Source organism: Sphaerisporangium sp. NPDC005289 (assembly GCF_040607455.1).
Lineage (GTDB): Bacteria > Actinomycetota > Actinomycetes > Streptosporangiales > Streptosporangiaceae > Sphaerisporangium > Sphaerisporangium rhizosphaerae.
On the sequence record NZ_JBEXGS010000042.1, the window covers coordinates 14,819 to 31,000 of the forward strand.

General features: G+C 71.6%; 14 protein-coding genes. 3 read left to right on the forward strand and 11 right to left on the reverse strand.

Features of this window, described 5'->3' with window-relative positions:
* Positions 1–113: 113 nt before the first annotated feature.
* The gene (locus ABZT47_RS39270) at positions 114–1,556 is read right to left on the reverse strand and encodes an AMP-binding protein (protein WP_354853562.1); all 1,443 of its coding nucleotides are present in this window, start codon (positions 1,554–1,556) and stop codon (positions 114–116) included.
* Here ABZT47_RS39270 and ABZT47_RS39275 point away from each other — a divergent pair.
* Complete coding sequence (locus ABZT47_RS39275; RefSeq protein WP_354853564.1) at positions 1,551–1,952, forward strand: acyl carrier protein; 402 nt, start codon at positions 1,551–1,553, stop codon at positions 1,950–1,952. The genes ABZT47_RS39270 and ABZT47_RS39275 overlap by 6 nt on opposite strands.
* A gap of 10 nt (positions 1,953–1,962) precedes the next feature.
* On the opposite strand, the gene ABZT47_RS39280 is transcribed toward ABZT47_RS39275, so the two are convergent.
* The 7 genes from ABZT47_RS39280 to ABZT47_RS39310 form a co-directional block, all read right to left on the reverse strand.
* Positions 1,963–2,967 carry an ACP S-malonyltransferase gene (locus ABZT47_RS39280; protein WP_354853567.1) on the reverse strand — a complete coding sequence of 335 codons (1,005 nt, stop codon included), beginning with the start codon at positions 2,965–2,967 and terminating at the stop codon, positions 1,963–1,965.
* 118 nt (positions 2,968–3,085) lie between these two features.
* Entirely contained in the window at positions 3,086–4,336 is a 1,251-nt protein-coding gene (locus ABZT47_RS39285) for a methylaspartate mutase (protein ID WP_354853570.1), read from the reverse strand.
* Between the two features lie 7 nt (positions 4,337–4,343).
* The gene (locus ABZT47_RS39290) at positions 4,344–4,838 is read right to left on the reverse strand and encodes a cobalamin B12-binding domain-containing protein (protein WP_354853573.1); all 495 of its coding nucleotides are present in this window, start codon (positions 4,836–4,838) and stop codon (positions 4,344–4,346) included.
* A 1-nt stretch (position 4,839) separates the two neighbouring features.
* On the reverse strand, positions 4,840–5,784 hold the full coding sequence (locus ABZT47_RS39295) for a proline iminopeptidase-family hydrolase (protein WP_354853576.1): 945 nt from the start codon (positions 5,782–5,784) through the stop codon (positions 4,840–4,842).
* Between the two features lie 14 nt (positions 5,785–5,798).
* Positions 5,799–7,112 (reverse strand): activator-dependent family glycosyltransferase, encoded by a 1,314-nt coding sequence (locus ABZT47_RS39300; protein WP_354853579.1) that lies wholly within the window; start codon positions 7,110–7,112, stop codon positions 5,799–5,801.
* Positions 7,112–8,323 (reverse strand): P450-derived glycosyltransferase activator, encoded by a 1,212-nt coding sequence (locus ABZT47_RS39305; protein ID WP_354853582.1) that lies wholly within the window; start codon positions 8,321–8,323, stop codon positions 7,112–7,114. The genes ABZT47_RS39300 and ABZT47_RS39305 overlap by 1 nt, the downstream gene beginning before the upstream one ends.
* Positions 8,324–8,536: 213 nt before the next feature.
* Positions 8,537–10,147, reverse strand: a complete 1,611-nt coding sequence (locus ABZT47_RS39310; protein ID WP_354853585.1) for an MFS transporter — start codon at positions 10,145–10,147, stop codon at positions 8,537–8,539.
* A gap of 58 nt (positions 10,148–10,205) precedes the next feature.
* Between ABZT47_RS39310 and ABZT47_RS39315 the strand changes: the two genes are divergently transcribed.
* Together ABZT47_RS39315 and ABZT47_RS39320 are read left to right on the forward strand one after the other, a co-directional pair.
* Positions 10,206–10,844, forward strand: coding sequence for a TetR/AcrR family transcriptional regulator (locus ABZT47_RS39315; RefSeq protein WP_354853588.1), 639 nt, complete (start codon positions 10,206–10,208; stop codon positions 10,842–10,844).
* Between the two features lie 19 nt (positions 10,845–10,863).
* Complete coding sequence (locus ABZT47_RS39320) at positions 10,864–11,193, forward strand: hypothetical protein (RefSeq protein ID WP_354853591.1); 330 nt, start codon at positions 10,864–10,866, stop codon at positions 11,191–11,193.
* A 54-nt stretch (positions 11,194–11,247) separates the two neighbouring features.
* On the opposite strand, the gene ABZT47_RS39325 is transcribed toward ABZT47_RS39320, so the two are convergent.
* The 3 genes from ABZT47_RS39325 to ABZT47_RS39335 all read right to left on the reverse strand — a co-directional run.
* Positions 11,248–14,028, reverse strand: a complete 2,781-nt coding sequence (locus ABZT47_RS39325; RefSeq protein ID WP_354853594.1) for an AAA family ATPase — start codon at positions 14,026–14,028, stop codon at positions 11,248–11,250.
* Positions 14,029–14,871: 843 nt separating this feature from the next.
* Positions 14,872–15,108 carry a hypothetical protein gene (locus tag ABZT47_RS39330; RefSeq protein WP_354853597.1) on the reverse strand — a complete coding sequence of 79 codons (237 nt, stop codon included), beginning with the start codon at positions 15,106–15,108 and terminating at the stop codon, positions 14,872–14,874.
* A 940-nt stretch (positions 15,109–16,048) separates the two neighbouring features.
* Positions 16,049–16,182 (reverse strand): cellulose binding domain-containing protein (locus ABZT47_RS39335; protein WP_354853600.1); only part of this gene is annotated, 134 nt, incomplete at its 5' end.

Below are 16,182 nucleotides of genomic sequence, written 5' to 3' on the forward strand. Positions count from 1 at the left end.
TTGATGGTTCAGGAATAGTAGAAGCGTTCGCTCGCCGGGCTTGATGGTTCCACCCATTCGGCGCCGCCACCAAACTACGAAACGTTCGGAGTCCGACTAACCCCTAGCACCCCCTAAGACCAATTGTTGTCGGCCCGTATCAGTTCCCCGGCGCGCGCGGTGAGCGCCTTTCTGTCCACCTTGCGGTTGGCGTTGAGGGGAAGTTCGTCGAGGTGGTGATATCGCTTGGGCACCATGCCGTGCGGCAGCGTGCGGCGCAGCCGGTTGGCCAGCTCGACCGGCGGACGCGCCTCGCCGGTGTAGAACACCACGAGCTCCACGCCGGCCGCGCCGTCGACCCCTACCGCAGCCGCCTCGGCCACCCCGTCTCCGGCGGCCAGCAGCGCGTGCTCGATCTCCGCCGGCTCCACCCGCCAGCCCTGCACCTGCACCTGGGCGTCCCGCCGGCCCAGGTAGCACAGCTCGTCCCCGGGGAGCCGCCGCACCCGGTCGCCGGTGCGGTACCAGGTGTGCCCCTCGTGCTCCAGGAAGCGGCCCGCGCCGTCCTGCGGATCCAGGTACCCGGGGGTGAGCTGCGGCCCGGTGACGCACAGCTCCCCCTCCGTCTCCTCGGTCGGCCGGCCGTCCTCGGTGGCGAGCAGGATGCGGTGTCCGGGGTGCACGGCGCCGATCGGCACGACGCCGTTGGCCGCGACCTTCGCGGATCGTTCCGGCGACCAGCGGTGACCCGTGATGGTCACGGTCAGCTCGGTCGGCCCGTACAGGTTCTCCACCGTCGAGTACGGCGCCGCGCGGGTCCAGTCCTCGACGTCCTGGCAGCGCAGCGCCTCTCCGGCGAAGAAGCTCCACCGCAGGCCCGGCAGCGTGTCCGGCCGCAGGGCGCCGAGCCTGCGGGCCAGGCTGATGCCGCTGGGCGTGGAGAACCACACGGTCACCCGGTGACGCTCCAGGAAGCCGGGCAGGTCGGCGTGGCCGCGCGGGGGCACCGGCACCGCCGCGGCCCCCGCGCCCCAGGCGCAGAACAGGTCGAAGATGGCGCAGTCGAAGGTCAGGTCGAAGGTCTGCGAGAAGGCGTCGTCGGGGCCGAAGTCGTAGCGTCCGTCCAGCACGCCGAAGTAGTGGTGCAGGTTGCCGTGGGTGAGCACCACGCCTTTGGGCCGGCCGGTCGAGCCGGAGGTGAACAGGATGTAGGCGCGGGCCTCGGGCGGCACCGCGAGCGGTTCGGCAGGCGCGTGCGCGGCCGCCACGGGAATCCCCCCTTCGCCGCCCCCCTGGGGCAGCAACGCCGCCCCGCGGTAACCGCGTTCCCGCAGCTCGGGCAGCAGGCCGGCGCCGCGCGCATCGGCGATCACGGCGGTGACGCCGGCCGCCGCGGCCATCCGCGCCGTCCGGTCGGGCGGGAAGCCGACGTGCAGCGGCACCACCGTCGCCCCGGCGTACAGCGCCGCGAGCACCCCGGCGTAGGCCGTGGTCCCCTTCTCCGCGAGTACCCCTATCGGGCCCGTGACGCCGCTGTGGAGCAGTGACCCCGCCCAGGTGAGGGCGAGCTCGTGCAACTCCTCGAAGGTGACCGTGCGGTCGCCGAGGCGAAGCGCCGCACCGCGCGGCGCGGCGGCCAGTCCGCTCAGAAATCGCCCGTGGAGGTTCCGGTGAATATCTCCGCCCATTTCTTTCCCCCAGCGCGAGTTATAGGCATAATCAAAGCCATGTGGGACAAACAGTTTGAGGCGCTGCTGCGGCCCCGCCTTCCCTTGCTGTCTTCCGGCGATGTGCTCACCGCGGACACCGACCTCCGGGAATTCGGTCTGGATTCCATGGGCGCGGTGGAACTGTTGAGCGCACTGGAAGCCGACTACTCCGTACAGTTCGACGAGGAGGCACTCGTCCTGGACACTTTCACCACTCCGGGGGCCTTGTGGGCGGCGCTCAGCGCGGCCCGTCCGACCCTCTGAGTCCGCCGGATCACCCCGCCGCCGAGCCACGCTCCGCACCGGCTTCTCCGCCGCGCGACGAGCGGGGCTCGGCATCGCGAGCCCCCGCGGCGAGGAGCGGCCGCTTCGGGCCGACCGGCACCACCTCGAAATTCCGTGTGGTGGCCGGCACCCGGCCGAACAGGGCGTCCGGCCCGGCCACGCAGACCGTGCGCACTCCTTGGGCGCGCAACGCCTCGACCGTCCCCGGCCAGTGCATCTGCCGGACGAAGCCGTCCAGGAGCAGGTTCCGCACCTGCTGCCCGGTGGTCAGCAACGACCCGTCGTGGTCGGAGATCACCGGCAGCCGCGGCTCGGCGAACTCCAGCTCGTCCAGAACCTCCTTCTCCGCGCGTTCCCGCAGCCGGGCGAAGGACGGGGAGTGCATCGGCGGCCGCATCGTGTACAGCGACAGCCCGCCCGCGGCGCGGATCGCCTTCTCCAGCTTCGGCAGATCGTCCGCCGAGAGCGTGACCATGAAGAAGTCCCTGTCCACGCGGCAGGCCACGTCCGCGACGCGGCCCCGCGCGGTCAGCTCGCCCAGCAGTTCCTCTGCCACCGCCGGATCCACCCGGACGAACGAGTGGGTGACCAGGCTCCGGTGCTCCCGGCTGAAGTAGTCCGCCACGCACCGGGCCAGCCGGGCGGTCACCCACACCGCGTCGGCGAAGCCCAGCGAGCCCACATAGGCGGCGGCCACCTTGCCCCCGAAGCTCGGCCCGGTGCACAGCCCCGGGCGGGCGGGCAGCGCCTCACGCTCGGCCCACTCGGCCAGAGCCAGGCAGGTGACCAGGAAGGCCACCTGGGCGTACTCGGAGTAGTCGCCGTCCGCGCGGCGGAACCGGTCCAGCACCGGGTAGCCGAGCGCCTCGTCGGCCTCGGCGAACAGCCGCCACGCCAGCGGCACCTCGGTGGCGAGCCGCTCGATGTCGGCGCATCCGGTCGGCCCCATCCCTGGAAAAACCATCGCGATCTCGTGGCTCAATGCGTTATCCACCAGGGCACGCTAACCGCGGCCGCCCGGACAGACCCACCCCTAGTACCCCTCATCGTGGTCCGACCGGCCCCACCATCCGCGCCCATCCCGGCGATCGTGTGCTCCAATGCGCCGGCGCTCACTCATGGCCGTCGTGCCTGCGCTGGACGTAGTGGAGCGCGTCCAGCAGTTCGGCCGAGCCCACCGGGCGGGAGCGGCGCCGCGCCACCAGCCCATCCAGCGGCAGCGCGCCGACGTCCGCCCAGCGCAGCGCCCCGTCGCCGTCGATGTGGCTGCGCGCCGCGCCCCGGTTGTCCGGGTGCACGCAGTAGGGGATGTCCAGGTAACCCAGCTTGAACGCGCGCAGAAGCGCCCGGCCCACGTCCGGGTGCAGTTCCAGCGTGGCCTCGACCAGCCGCCGCGCCTCGGCGTACACCTGCGAGTCGGTACGGCTCGGCGGCGGCACGGCCGGCCGCGCCGCGCGCGCCACCGTGCCGGCCAGCTCCAGCGCGGCCACGTTCTCCTCGATCGTGGGGATGCGCTGGGACTCCGCCTCGGTTTTGACGATGAGCCGCTCCGCTCCGGTGCGCACGGCCAGCTCGGCGGCGGCGGTCAGCAGCGACGCGGCGCCATGCGGAGTCTCGGGGTAGACCCCCATGTACGCGTAGACGACCACGTGCCGGCGCACGCCGGCGAGGAACTCCTCGGCCAGCGCGCGCAACGCGAGCACCGCCTCGATGTCCTGCTCCAGGCTGGTCTGCTGGGCGTAGCTCAGCGAGATGTCCCGCAGACCGTGGGCCTGGAAGAACAGCCCCTCCAGGACGCTGATCGCGACGAGCTGGCCGGGCGGGCAGAGCTGGCCCAGCAGGCAGCCGCCGAAGGTCTCCAGGTGCGGTTCCCGCCCCGCCGCCCGCCCACGGGTGGCCAGCAGCTCGCAGCCGCGGGCCCAGTGGTCGACCGCCTGGTTCAGCGGGATCCGGCTGTAGGGCAGGCAGTAGGAGACCGGGCCGCCCTCGGTGGCGTCCAGGCCGACGTCCAGCAACGCCTCGAAGATCCTCCCGGGGTTGGCCGAACCGTGCCGCACCTGCACCGGGAAGGTCGTGTCCCGCACCCCGCGCAGCAACTCCTGGTTGGTCGCGAGGCCATGGCTGACCAGGGGGTACCCGTTGAGCGCGGCGCCGGAGACCAGCGCCGCGGCCGCCGAGTGCAGGTCGCCCACCCGGGTGTAGCTGTCCACGGTGATCGTCCCGGCCGTGGCCGCCCGGGCGCGTTTCGTGGCGAGCAGCCCGGCGCGCATGGTCACCACGTCGCCGAACCCCATCCGGGGCTGCACCACCAGCTCGCCGCTCGCGGCGGTGTCGGCCACGAAATCGCCGAATCCCGCGGCCATCGCGCGCTCAGCCTAACTGGAGCGGCGCCCGCGCCGCGGCGTCGTCCGCCGACCAGGCCACCGCGGCGGCCAGGGCCCTGAACTCCTCGAGGTCCTCCGGACCGCGATCGAAGACCCGGTCACACCCGGCGGCGGTGAGCTCGCCCGCGAGTCCTTCCTCCCGCCGCCCGGTCACCCCGAGGCGGCCGCCGATCACGATCGGGACGTCGGCCAGCTCCGGCCGGGCGCGCAGCTTGGGCACGACCCGCAGGCCCTCCCGGTACCCGTGCCCGTTGACGGTGCTGATCACCACGAGGTCGGGGCGCTGGTCCACGCACTCGGTGACCAGCAGATCGTCCGGGACGCACGGGCCGAGGTTCACCACGTCCAGCCCCTCCTCCTCGCAGACCAGCTGCAGGTAGACCAGGTTCCAGGTGTGGGAGTCGGATGCAACTCCGGTCACCAGGGCGCGCGGGCGGCCCTTGCGCGGGCTCGGGTTCGGGTCGGGCAGTGTACGGGTCACGTCAACTCCCTGTCGCGGCGTCGCTTGCGCGGGTCCCCGGATGGGTCCCGTCAACAGTGGCGAGGTAGGCCAGCAGCACTTCCCGGAACCGGTCGGGTTCCTCCAGGTGCGGGAGGTGGCTGGAGTTCTCGAGGATCTCCCAGCGGGAGTCCGGGATGAGGTCGTCGAACGGGCGGACGCACTCCGGGGTCGCCTCGTCGTGCCGCCCGGAGATGACCAGGGTCGGCACCTCGATGGACGGCAGCAGGTGCTCGACCGACCAGTCGCGCAGCGTGCCGACGACGTGGAACTCGGTCGGCCCGTTCATCGTGTAGTAGACGGTCGGGTTGTTGTGCATCTCCATGAAGGACGCCCGGTAGTCCGGCGGCCACGGGTTCACCAGGCACACGTACCGCTCGAAGAAGACGCGCATGGCGTCGAAGTAGGCGCGGCTGTCGGTGGTGCCCGCGGCCTCGTGCCGGGCCAGCGTCTCCTGCACCTCGCGCGGGAGCGTGGCGCGCAGCCGTACCATCTCCGCCCGCCAGGTGGGCATCGAGGCCGGCGAGTTCGCGATGACCAGCCCGCGCAGCCCGCGCGGGCGGGTCGCGGCGTGCGTGGCTCCCAGCATGCCGCCCCAGGAGTGGCCGAAGAGCAGGTAGCCGTCGGCCACGCCGAGCCGCTCGAGCAGGTTGTCCAGCTCGTCGAGGAACAGCCGCACGGTCCAGAAGTCCGCGCCCTTGTCCGGCAGGTGCGTGGAGCCGCCGTTGCCCAGCTGGTCGTAGTGGATCACCGGTCGGCCGGCGTCGCTCAGGGCGCACAGCGGCAGCAGGTAGTCGTGCGTGCTGCCGGGCCCGCCGTGCAGCACCACCAGTGGCACGCGCCCGCCGGACAGGTCACCGCTCACCCGGTACCAGGTGCGGTACTCCCCGAACGGCACGGTGCCCTTCGCCGTCGGCCGTCGGCTCATCTCAGCCAACCCGGTCACCGCAGGGCGCGCTCGGCCACGCCGAGGTCCCGTATCGCACCGGCGTCATCGCCTGACTCGCCCGCGCGATCCGTCGCGACCAGGCGTTCCAGCCGGGGGACGAGCTCGGCCGGGGTGGGCTCGGTGAGCATCTCCCGGCGCAGCCGGTCGGCGGCGGCCCGCGGGCCGGGCTCGTGCACCAGCGCCGCCACCGCGTCCCGGAAGCCGCGTGCGTCGAGCTTCGGCGGCGGGATGTAGGCCCCGGCGCCGTAGTCGGCCAGCCGCTTGGCCTTCACCGGGGTGTCCCAGGTGTTCGCGATCATCAGCTGGGGCACCCCGTTGAGCAGCGCGGCGCTCAACGTGCCGGCCCCGCCGTGGTGCACCACCGCCGCGCAGGTCGGCATCAGCAGGTTCATCGGCACGAAGTCGACGATGCGCACGTTGTCCGGCACCTGTCCGAGGCGGGCGCGCTGCTCGGCGTCGAGCGTGGCCACCACCTCCACGTCCAGCTCGGCCGCGGCCCTCACCAGCTCGGCGGGACCCAACGTCCAGTCGTGCAGGAAGTCGCCGCCGGTCCCGCCCAGGGTGAAGCAGACGCGGGGGCGGCGGGGAGGCTCGGCCAGCCAGTCCGGCATCACCGAGCGGCCGTTGTACGGCAACGTCCGCATGCCCACCACCGGCACCCCGACCGGCAACCGCAGGCTCTGCGGCATCGTGGTGTCGATCGTGAGCCGCCCTGTGGTCACCTCCTCGGTGAACGGGCGGCCGTACCGCGCCAGGGTCAGGGTCAGCCATTCGCCCACCGGGTCCTCCCAGTGCGCCCGCGGCTGACGGGCGCGCAGGTCCAGGAAGGTGCGGCGAGCGCTGCCCAGCACGTCGAGGCCCCACAGCGCCCGGGCGTGCACCGCCCCGCTCGCCTCGGCGGCGACCGCGCCGGCCAGCGTGAACGGCTCCCAGATGACCAGGTCCGGGCGCCATCGCCGGGCGAAGTCGACCAGCTCGTCCACCATCGCCGTGTTGTTGATGGCGGCCAGCAGCAGCGGCGCGATCACCATGTCGAAGTCCAGAGCCTGCTCCCAGGTGACCGGCTCGTCGCGGTCCTCGTGCACCTGGGGCGGACCCATCGCCGCGGCCGGCCGCTCCCGCACCTCCTCCAGCTCCGGATCGGTGCCGACGGGGACCGCGGTCAGCCCCGAGGCGGTGATCGCGTCGGTCAGCGAGGGCTGGCTGGCCACCCGGACCTCGTGTCCGGCGGCGGCCAGCGCCCAGCCGAGCGGCACCAGGCAGTTGTAGTGCGAGGCGAGGGCGAACGAGGTCAGCAGGACACGCATCAGGTCTCTCCAAGCCCGAGCACGGGCAGCTCGACGGGGCCGCGCACCACGGGGGCGCGGCGCCGGTACACCGGCGCGCCGGACGGCCGCAGGTTCGGCCGCGCCTCGGCGAGAATCCGCAGCGCCACCTCGGCCTGCGCACGCACCAACGGGGCGACCGGGAGGTGGTGGAGCCCGCCGGCGAAGGCGAGCGGCTCCGGCTCGGCCTGCCGATCGAGGCGGAAGTCGTCCGGCTCCGGGTGCCGGACCCCGTCCCGGCCCGCGGCCGCGGTGATCATCACCAGGTGGCTGCCCGCCGCCAGGTCCGTCCCGGCCGGTGCGACGGGGGCCGCGGCCACCCGGATCTCCACCTGCACCGGCGGGTCGTACCGCAGCGTCTCCGCCACGGCCGCCGGCGCCAGGTCCGGATCCCGGCACAGTGCCTGCCACCACCCGGGCTCGGCCAGCAGCGCGTGGACCGCGTTGCCCACCAGGTGCGCGGTGGCCGGGGCGGCGGCGGTGGACAGCAGCACCCGCACGGCCCGGTCGGCCGTTTCCGTCCCGTCCGGAGCCCCGGGTGCCCCGCCGAACAGCTCGTCGAGCCCGGCCACGGCCTCCTCTGTCCGGCGGACCAGGGCCAGCGGCTGGGCGGCGAGCAGGGAGTCCGGCAGCACCGCGGCGTCCGCGCAGCACTCCGCGTACCGTGGCAGCGCGGCGGCGGGAACCCCGAGCAGCGCGCCGGTGGCGGCGGTCGCCACCGGCCAGGCGTAGTCGGCCATGAGGTCGCCGCCGGTGATCCGGTCGAGGCGGGCCAGGCACTCCCGCTCGACGGTCTTGCGATGGGCGGCCAGCGCCTCCGGGTCGACCAGAGGCTCCCAGTGGGCGCGCAGCCGCAGGTGCTCGTCGGCCTCGGCGCCCGGCGTGCCGTACCCGTAGAAAGGCAGCGGCTGCTCGGCGGCCGGCGAGCCGTCCGGGCCCGACATCCGCCACCGCGGGTCCGCCAGGACCTCGGTGATCACCTCCGGGTCGGCGGTCACCCAGCTTCCGGTCCCGCTGTGGTAGATCGGGCCGCGCTCACGGATCGCGGTGTAGAGAGGGTAGGGATCGTCGGCGCCGCGCAGGACCATGGCGTAAGGGTCGCCCAGGCTGCCCAGCACGCGCTGCATGGCGCGGGCGTTGAGCAAGCGCAGTCCCAACTCGTAATCGGCTGCCGGGTTGGCGCCTTCGGGCATGGTGCCTCCACCTAGCCGGCGATCGGATCGACGCTCGCCACGGTAGAGGCGGACGTTCCCCCTAGATCAACCTGGTTCAACCCCTAATGGACCTCTCCCCGGCCCGATGAACCACGTGTGGAAAGGGGCCGGGGCGGCCGGCGGAGGAGCCCGCGCACCTGCGCCTGAGTGCACCTCACCCGCCTCAGCGCGCCTCAGTGCGCTCAGTGCGACTCAGTGCGCCTCAGGCACCCCCGGCACCCCCGGCACCTCAGGCTCCGCGGTCTCCGCGGTCTCCGCGGTCTCCGCGGTCTCCGCGGTCTCCGCGGGCTTGACGCCGGCGCGGCGCAGCGCGAACAGCGCGATGACGGCCAGCGCCATCATGAGCGCCGCGGACACGTAGAGCGGCACCTGCATGCCCAGGGTGAACGCGGCCCGAGCCGCCGCGGCGAGCCGGGCGCCCAGTTCGCCGGGCAGGTCGGCGGCGATCGCGAGCGCCGCGGAAAGGGTCTCGGACGCCGCCGCGGTCTGCGCCTGCGGCACCCCCTGCGGCATCGTGTCCAGCAGTGTCCGGCTGTAGACGACGGTGCTGACCAGACCCATGAGCGCGATGCCCATCGCGGTCCCGAGCTCCAGACTGGTCTCCGACAGCGCGGAGGCCCGCGCGGACCGCTCCGGCGGCACGCTGCCGAGCACGATGTCCACCGCCACCGTGGCCACGATGCCGGTGCCCGCGCCCACCAGGATCATCCCCGGCACCAGCACCGCCAGCCCGGAGTCCACCCGGACCTGCGACATGACCAGCAGGCCGACGGCCATGAGAAGGGGGCCGGCGGCGAAGATCGGACCGGGCCGGACCCGCTGCGCGAGGGAGCCGGCCACCACCGCGGCGACGATCACCCCGGCGCCGGCGGGCATCTGCCACAGCGCCGCGGACAGCGGGCTCAGCATCAGCACCTGCTGCAAGTACGGCGAGGCGAGATAGGTGCCGCCGGTGAGGGCGAACATGACCAGGGCGTAGCCGCCCACCGCGGTCGCGAAGACCGGCCGCCGGAACAGGCCGATGTCGATCAGCGGCTCGGCCAGCCGGCGTTGCTGGCGCACGAGCGCCAGGCCACAGCCGGCGCCCGCGACGAGTGCCACGACCGACCAGACCGACGGCCCCTCCAGGGTCAGCTGCTTCAGTCCGTAGATCAGAGGCAGCACCGCGGCCAGCGACAGCAGCGCACCGAGCAGGTCGAAGCGGCCCTTGCGGGGGTCCTGGGACTCCGGCAGCAGCATCCGCCCGGCGACCAGCAGCAGCAGCATGAACGGCACGTTGATCAGGAAGACCGAGCCCCACCAGAAGTGCTCCAGCAGGAAACCGCCCAGCGGCGGCCCCAGCACCACGCCTCCCGACGAGCCGGCGGTCCAGACGCCCACCGCCATCTTCCGTTGCCCGGGATCCTGGAACAGCGTGCGGATGAGCGCCAGCGTGGACGGCATGAGCGTGGCGGCGCCGATGCCCAGAAGCACCCGCGCGGCGATCAGCAGTTCGGGCGAGGTGGCGTACGCCGCGGCGGCCGAGCCGACGCCGAAGACCACCGCGCCGCCCAGGAGCACCCGCCGCCGGCCGATGCGGTCGCCCAATGCGCCCATCGGCATCAGCAGCCCGGCCAGCACGAACGTGTAGATGTCCATGATCCACAGCAGTTCGGCGCCGCCGGGCCGGAGCCCTTCGGTGATCCAGGGGACGGCGAGGAACAGGATGGTGATCGAGTTGGACAGCAGGATCACAGGAAGAGTGAGGACAGCGAGGCCGAGCCACTCGCGAGGTCCCGCGGTGGGGGGGGTCATCTGCGCCATGCCCGGAATTATACAAGCGTCTAGGACGGACGTATGGATAGATGCTAGGATCGCCGTCATGGGACATCGAGAGCAGCTCCTTGAGGGCGCGAAGCGGTGCATCGTGGAGCGTGGTTACGCGCACACCACCGCCCGGCACATCAGCGCCGCCTCAGGGGCCAACCTCGCCTCCATCGGCTACCACTTCGGCTCCAAGGAGGCGCTCCTCCGCGAGGCCCTCATCGAGATGACCCAAGAGTGGACCGACCTGTGGCAGATCACCGTGTCCACCGACGCGGCCGACCCTTTGGAGAGCTTCGAGAAGACCTGGATACAGATCGTCGACAGCTTCAAGGAGAACCGTCCGCTGCTGGCCGCCAGCTTCGAGGCGCTCACCTGCGCCGAGCACGCGCCGGATCTGCGAGAGAAGCTCAGCCTCGCGCTCGCGTCGGCCGCCGCCCCGGAGGGGCTGGCCAAGCTGCTCGGCACGGACGTGTCGCTCGACGACGAGTCCGCACGCGCGGTGGGCCGGCTCTACCTCACCCTGCTCCAGGGGCTGATGGCGCAATGGCTGATCAGCCCCGATCTGGTGTCCGTGACCGACCTGACCGACGGGCTGCGCGTGCTCCTCCGCCAGCCCCCGATCCATCGGCGCGGGAGTCATCCGCGCCCGGTACACGAGGCACTCGGCACCGCATCTTCGGCGAACAACAGTTGAGCTGATTCGGGGGACTTCTGTGTTCCACAAGCCACTATCGTCCGTCACCGCGCCGTTCACCCTCGTCGACAACTCGGATATCCCGGACCACTGGACCGGCCGCGACCTGCTGACCTCGGTCATCCTCTGGAACGGGCTGGATCCGGTGCTGGCCGCGCAGCGCGCGGAAGAACTGCTCGGCCCCTGGGACCTGGCCGAGGCGGAGATCACTCCGGTGCGTGACTACTCCCCGGCCATGGTCAGAAAGATCACCCTGCTGGTCACCCTTCTTCCGGAACTGCGGCCGCTGGCGTTCGACACGCTGATGAGCGACGCCGGCCACCCCTCGAGGTACTGGATGAGCGCCTGATCAGCGCTCCGTTTCCCCGTGTCGTCCGCCTCGGCCGGCACGCGCCGCGACGCGTCACACGGGATACGTCTGCTTCGAGGCGTCCCGTACGCCCAGCGACAGCTCGGTCGGCAGGTCCGCGCGCCGCTTCACGTTGAGCTTGCGATACACCCGGGTGAGGTGCTGCTCCACCGTGCTGACCGTGATGAACAGGCGATCGCTGATCTCCCTGTTGGTGTAGCCGTACGCGGCCAGCGCGGCGACGCGCCGCTCGGCGTCGCTGAGCGCCGCCGCCTCTCCCAGGTCTTCGCCGCTGTCCTCCTCGCGCGGCTGCATCCGCGCGGACAGCGGGCCGGCCTCGCACGCCTTGGCGATCTGCTTGGCCCGCCGGGCCATCAACCGGGCCCGGGTGATGTCGCCGAGCTCCTGGTAGGCGTCGCTGAGATCCGCGTACGCCCAGCCGAGCTCCAGCAGGTCGCCGGACCGCTGCAGCAGCGACATCGCCTCCTGCAGCCTCGCCGGCCGCTGCCGCAGCTCGGTGACCGACGCCAGCAGCCGCAACGCCCGTCCGTGCACCCGCGGGTGGGTGCCGCCGGGGATGGACAACTGCTCGGTGATCTTCTGCCGCGCCTCCTCGACCGCGCCTATCTGCAGGTACGTCCGGGCGATCGCGCAACGCCAGTCCACGAGCGCGGGAATGTCGAGGTCCCACTCGCGCAGTAGCTCACCGCACTCGTGGAAGTCGCTCAACGCCGCCCGCGTGCGATTCGTGGCGAGGTAGTAGTCCCCTCTGGCCTGCAGGTAGAGCGGCCACAGCGTGGTCCGCGGCATGTCACCGGGAACCCCCTGCTTGATGATCTCCGCCGCCTCGTCCGGATCTCCCATGGCGACGGTGGCCCGCAGCAGCACCATCAGCGGCAACCCGAGGATCACCCCCCAGCCCGTCCGCGACATCCCGCTCAAAGCCTGCCGCGCGTACCGCCGGGCCTCGCCCAGCTCACCGTGCTGCACGGCCAGCCACGACCGGATCCCGGCGATGGCAGCCGTCCATCGCGGGAACCCGCGGGCCGCCCCTTCGGCGCCGAGTGACTCACACCACCGCACCGCCTCCTGGTAACGCCCCGTGTGGGCCAGGGTGAACAGCGCGCCGAAGACCGCCTCCAGCTCCTCCTCGGCCAGGTTGCAGCTTTCCAGCAACTCCTGGGCGGCGCCGACGATGTCCTCCTCGACCTTGCCCAGCAGCAGGTTGCTCAGCGAGAATTCCCGGCCGGCCGTGCCGTCCTCCACCGTCGGCCCGTCCGCCTCGCCCCCGGCGAAGATGGTGGGGAAGATCAACCGCACCCACTCCCGGGTGAAAGAGAGCCGGGAGTGCCCCCGGGACGGGGTGCCGTACGAGGGCGCCGTCCAGTCGTAGACCCCGGCCGCGCGGCGGGTCCGGCCGTGCCACAGCAGATACCTGCTGAGGGCGCGCACGTCCGCGGGGGCGAGCTGCCCGCGCCCGAACGCGTCCTCCAGCGGGGCCAGGAAGCGCAGCGCCGCGGCGGGCCGATGGCACCAGTTCACCCGGGCCAGCTCGGTCAGCATCGCGGCCCTCGTCGCCTCGTCGTCACAGATGAGCCGGGCCAGCTCCAGACAACTGATCGCCCGGTCCTGGTCGTCATGCACGAGCGCCGCCTGGGCGGCCTCGCGCAGCACCGCCACCATCCACGGCTCCCCTTCGGCCGGAGTGGCCGGACTGGAGGCCAGCAGGTGGTCGGCGATGTCCCCCGGCTCGGCGCCGAGCTGGTACATGATCCGCGCCGCCCGCATGTGCATGACGGACTGCCGGTCCGGGCTCAGATCCCGGAGGATGGCCTTGCGCATCGTCGGATGCCGGAACTGGCATCCCCGCAGCAGCCCCGCCCCGTCCAGCGCCTCCAGCGCGGGGAGCACATAGGCGGGCTTCACGCCGAGCAGTTGCGACACCGAACCGGTACTGGCCGAGCGCCCGAGCAGGGCGACGCCGCGGGCCGCGTCCAGGATCCGCGGATCCCATCGGTGCAGGCAGGACAGGACCGCCTGGTTCAGATGGCGGCCGACGCCCGGCTGGGAGCCCTCCGGCGACCAGCCGGCCTGCGTCACGTCCCAGTAGTCCTGCACCATGGCGTGCAGGAGGAGGGGGTTGCCACCGCTCAGCCGGTGGTACTCGGGGGCCAGCCGGGCGGCGGGCTCGGTGCCCAGCGTGTCCCGGAGAAGTTCCTCCACCCCCATCGGCGACAGCCCGGCGATTCGCGCTTGTACGCAATTGGGTTGCCGGGTGAGCTCGGCGCTGAACAGGGAGTCCGCCGAGCGGCGCTGCGACAGCGAGGTCACGGCCACCAGCAGCGGAGCGTTCGCCATGCGCCGCTGGATGTAGAGCAGGGCCTGCAGGCTCGGGCCGTCCGCGTTGTGCACGTCGTCGACGGACAACAGGATCGGCTGTCGTTTGGCGAGCACCGCGAGGACCCCGCACAGCCGCGCCGCGACATGCGTGAGATTCTGCCCGAGCGCCACCGGGTGGGGTACCCCGGTGATCCCGTTGATCAGTTCCGGGACCAGCGTCTGCTCCACCTCGTCGGCGAGCTCCTGAGGCAGCTCGGCGGAGCGGAACAACTGTCCGAGAGTCCCCAAGGGGAACATTCGTTCCGCCCGCGATCCGGCGCTTTTCATCAGGAGGAACCCGGCCGCGCCGGCCTCGTTGGCGCAGGCCTGCAGTAACGCACTCTTACCCGTGGCGCCGGAACCGGTTATCAACATGGCTCCGCCGGTCCCGCCCAAGGCCTTGCCTACAAGGCTGCGGAAGTTCGCCAGCGCCTCTGCACGTTCGATGAGCTGCATGGCCCATGCCTCCAGCCGGCCACCCTAGGCGTCGTCTCGATCAGTTACTTTCTCTTTCCAGCGGATTTCAGCGGTCCCCTCGGCGTCCTTCGTCCGAGAGAAGGGTCTGCGGGGCAGGGTGACACGCGGGCGGCGCGAAAGTATTCGGCCGCCCCGGTTCCGACGTCGGCCGCCCCGGTTCCGACGTCGGCCGCCCCGGTTCACACATCGGGACGCTTGTGCGCGGCATGGCCGTCGCGGAGGATGCATGGCGGGCCGTCGCGGGCCTTCCGCCGTTCCGGCGCCGACTCCGGTCGGCCGCCGTGAGCTTGGTCTCGGCTATGAGGCATGCCGCCGACGCCACGGTCCCCTCGTCGGCGCGCCGCCCCCACCCGGTTGTGTCACGACGGTGTGGGGCAAGCCTCGATCCCCGCCAACACGTTCCGCCCGTGCCTCGCCGAGGGTGCGACACATTGCGCGCCCAGGTCATACGCCCCGATTCCTTGCCGTCTCTTCCCCGCACGTGCGTGCCCCCGCAATCCTCATCCTCACAGCATGTCATGCTGAAGGAAAGGCATAGAGTGCGATATTCCCCGGAGTATCACAGATCCACTGTCAGCCACCCTGTCAGGAATCAGTCAGATAACATGATGCCGTCTGTCAGGACGGAGTCAGCAGCGGAGGACGACCCTCGGGGCGACGGGGGACTCGTGACTATACGTATTGATGACATCGCCAATTGTCGACGAACCGGACAACATGACGGCAGTATATGTTGATAGATCACTTCGCGACCCCTAACGGCCCCCCTATTTCCACGGCCCCGGCATGTTGCAAATATGTCTCATAACGGGCGATTTGCGTTCAGGGGTGGAACAGAGCGGGCAAGCGGCGAGGATCGTTGCGGCCGTGCCGTCGGGCGTGGGCCATGTCGAGGCGCCGAACGTGGCGGAGACCGGCGATCGCCAGATTTCCGCAGGTGGCGGTCTCCTGCGGCGACCGGCCGGCCCGGGCCTGACCGGTGTCCTCGAGAAAGGTGACATCGCGGAGGGGGTTCACCCCGGGGGTGTGGACACCGGCCGCCATGCGGGCGAGCAGCACCGTAGCGGGTCCCTGGTGACCGGTCGCGGAGCCGTCACGGTGCACGGCGTCCGGAAAGCCGCCGCCGGTCCCGCCGCCGGCCGGGCTCCCGCCGAGAGCCGAGGAGAGCGGGCCGAAGAAGTCGGGGGTGCACGGAGAAGCCGCTCTCTGTTCGCACCTTTTACCGCATTACGGGATAAATCACCCATAACCATCCTCGATGGTCGCGGAAAGAGGTGATTCGCGGCACCCGGCGGCGCTCGGCGCGCCTTCCCGGTCGCGGCCTCGGCGACCGGCCGCACGAGCCGCCACCGGCGCCCCGCGACGCTCGGCCGAAGCGGATGGACAAGAGGTCGCGGAACTCGCGGATGTCGTGAGCGACGAGTCGCCGCCGCAGCCGGACCGCCGCGCCCGTGTCCGGAACATACGGGGAGCGCTCTCCAAGAAGACCGGACACAAAGTGGCACACGCGCCCGCCGCCGGGAACACCTTTCAACGGCCGCGACCGGAAAACCCGGATCAGCGCCCACCGGAACCATTAAGTGCGGTCAGGAAATCCAACGGGCATTGTTAATGGCAGGCCGATACCCACCGAATTGGCCCCGGAGCCTTTTCATCCCGCGATGAAACAGACCGCCGGTCACGGTGTGATCGCGCCCAGGTCACCTGAGGCAGGCCGAACAGGGGAAACGGCTCGGTCATCGTCGACAGGTCGTTCACCGGCCGAAGTCACCGTTGTCGATGGCGGTAGAAAGAGCGACGGGATATGGGCACGCGTCATGAGAATGCGCGAATGCACGTGCCACGAGCAGCCGTCGCATATCGAGGAGGTTCCACCCGTGCGTTCAGAAGATGAGCACGAGGTGATGCACCTTGCCGACTTGTGCGGCCCCTCCCTCGTCTGAGGGGCCGCACCCGTCCCTTCGCCGGTCGGGCGTCGGGGCATGGGTTCACCCGCCGGTCAGACCACGGTGCAGGGGACGCCGTTGAGGGTGAAGGTGGTGGGTTCGGCGGTGTTTCCGGTGTGGGTGGCCTGGAAGCCGATCTCGACGGTGGCGCCGGGGGCGAGGGTGCCGTTGAAGTCGACGTTGCGGG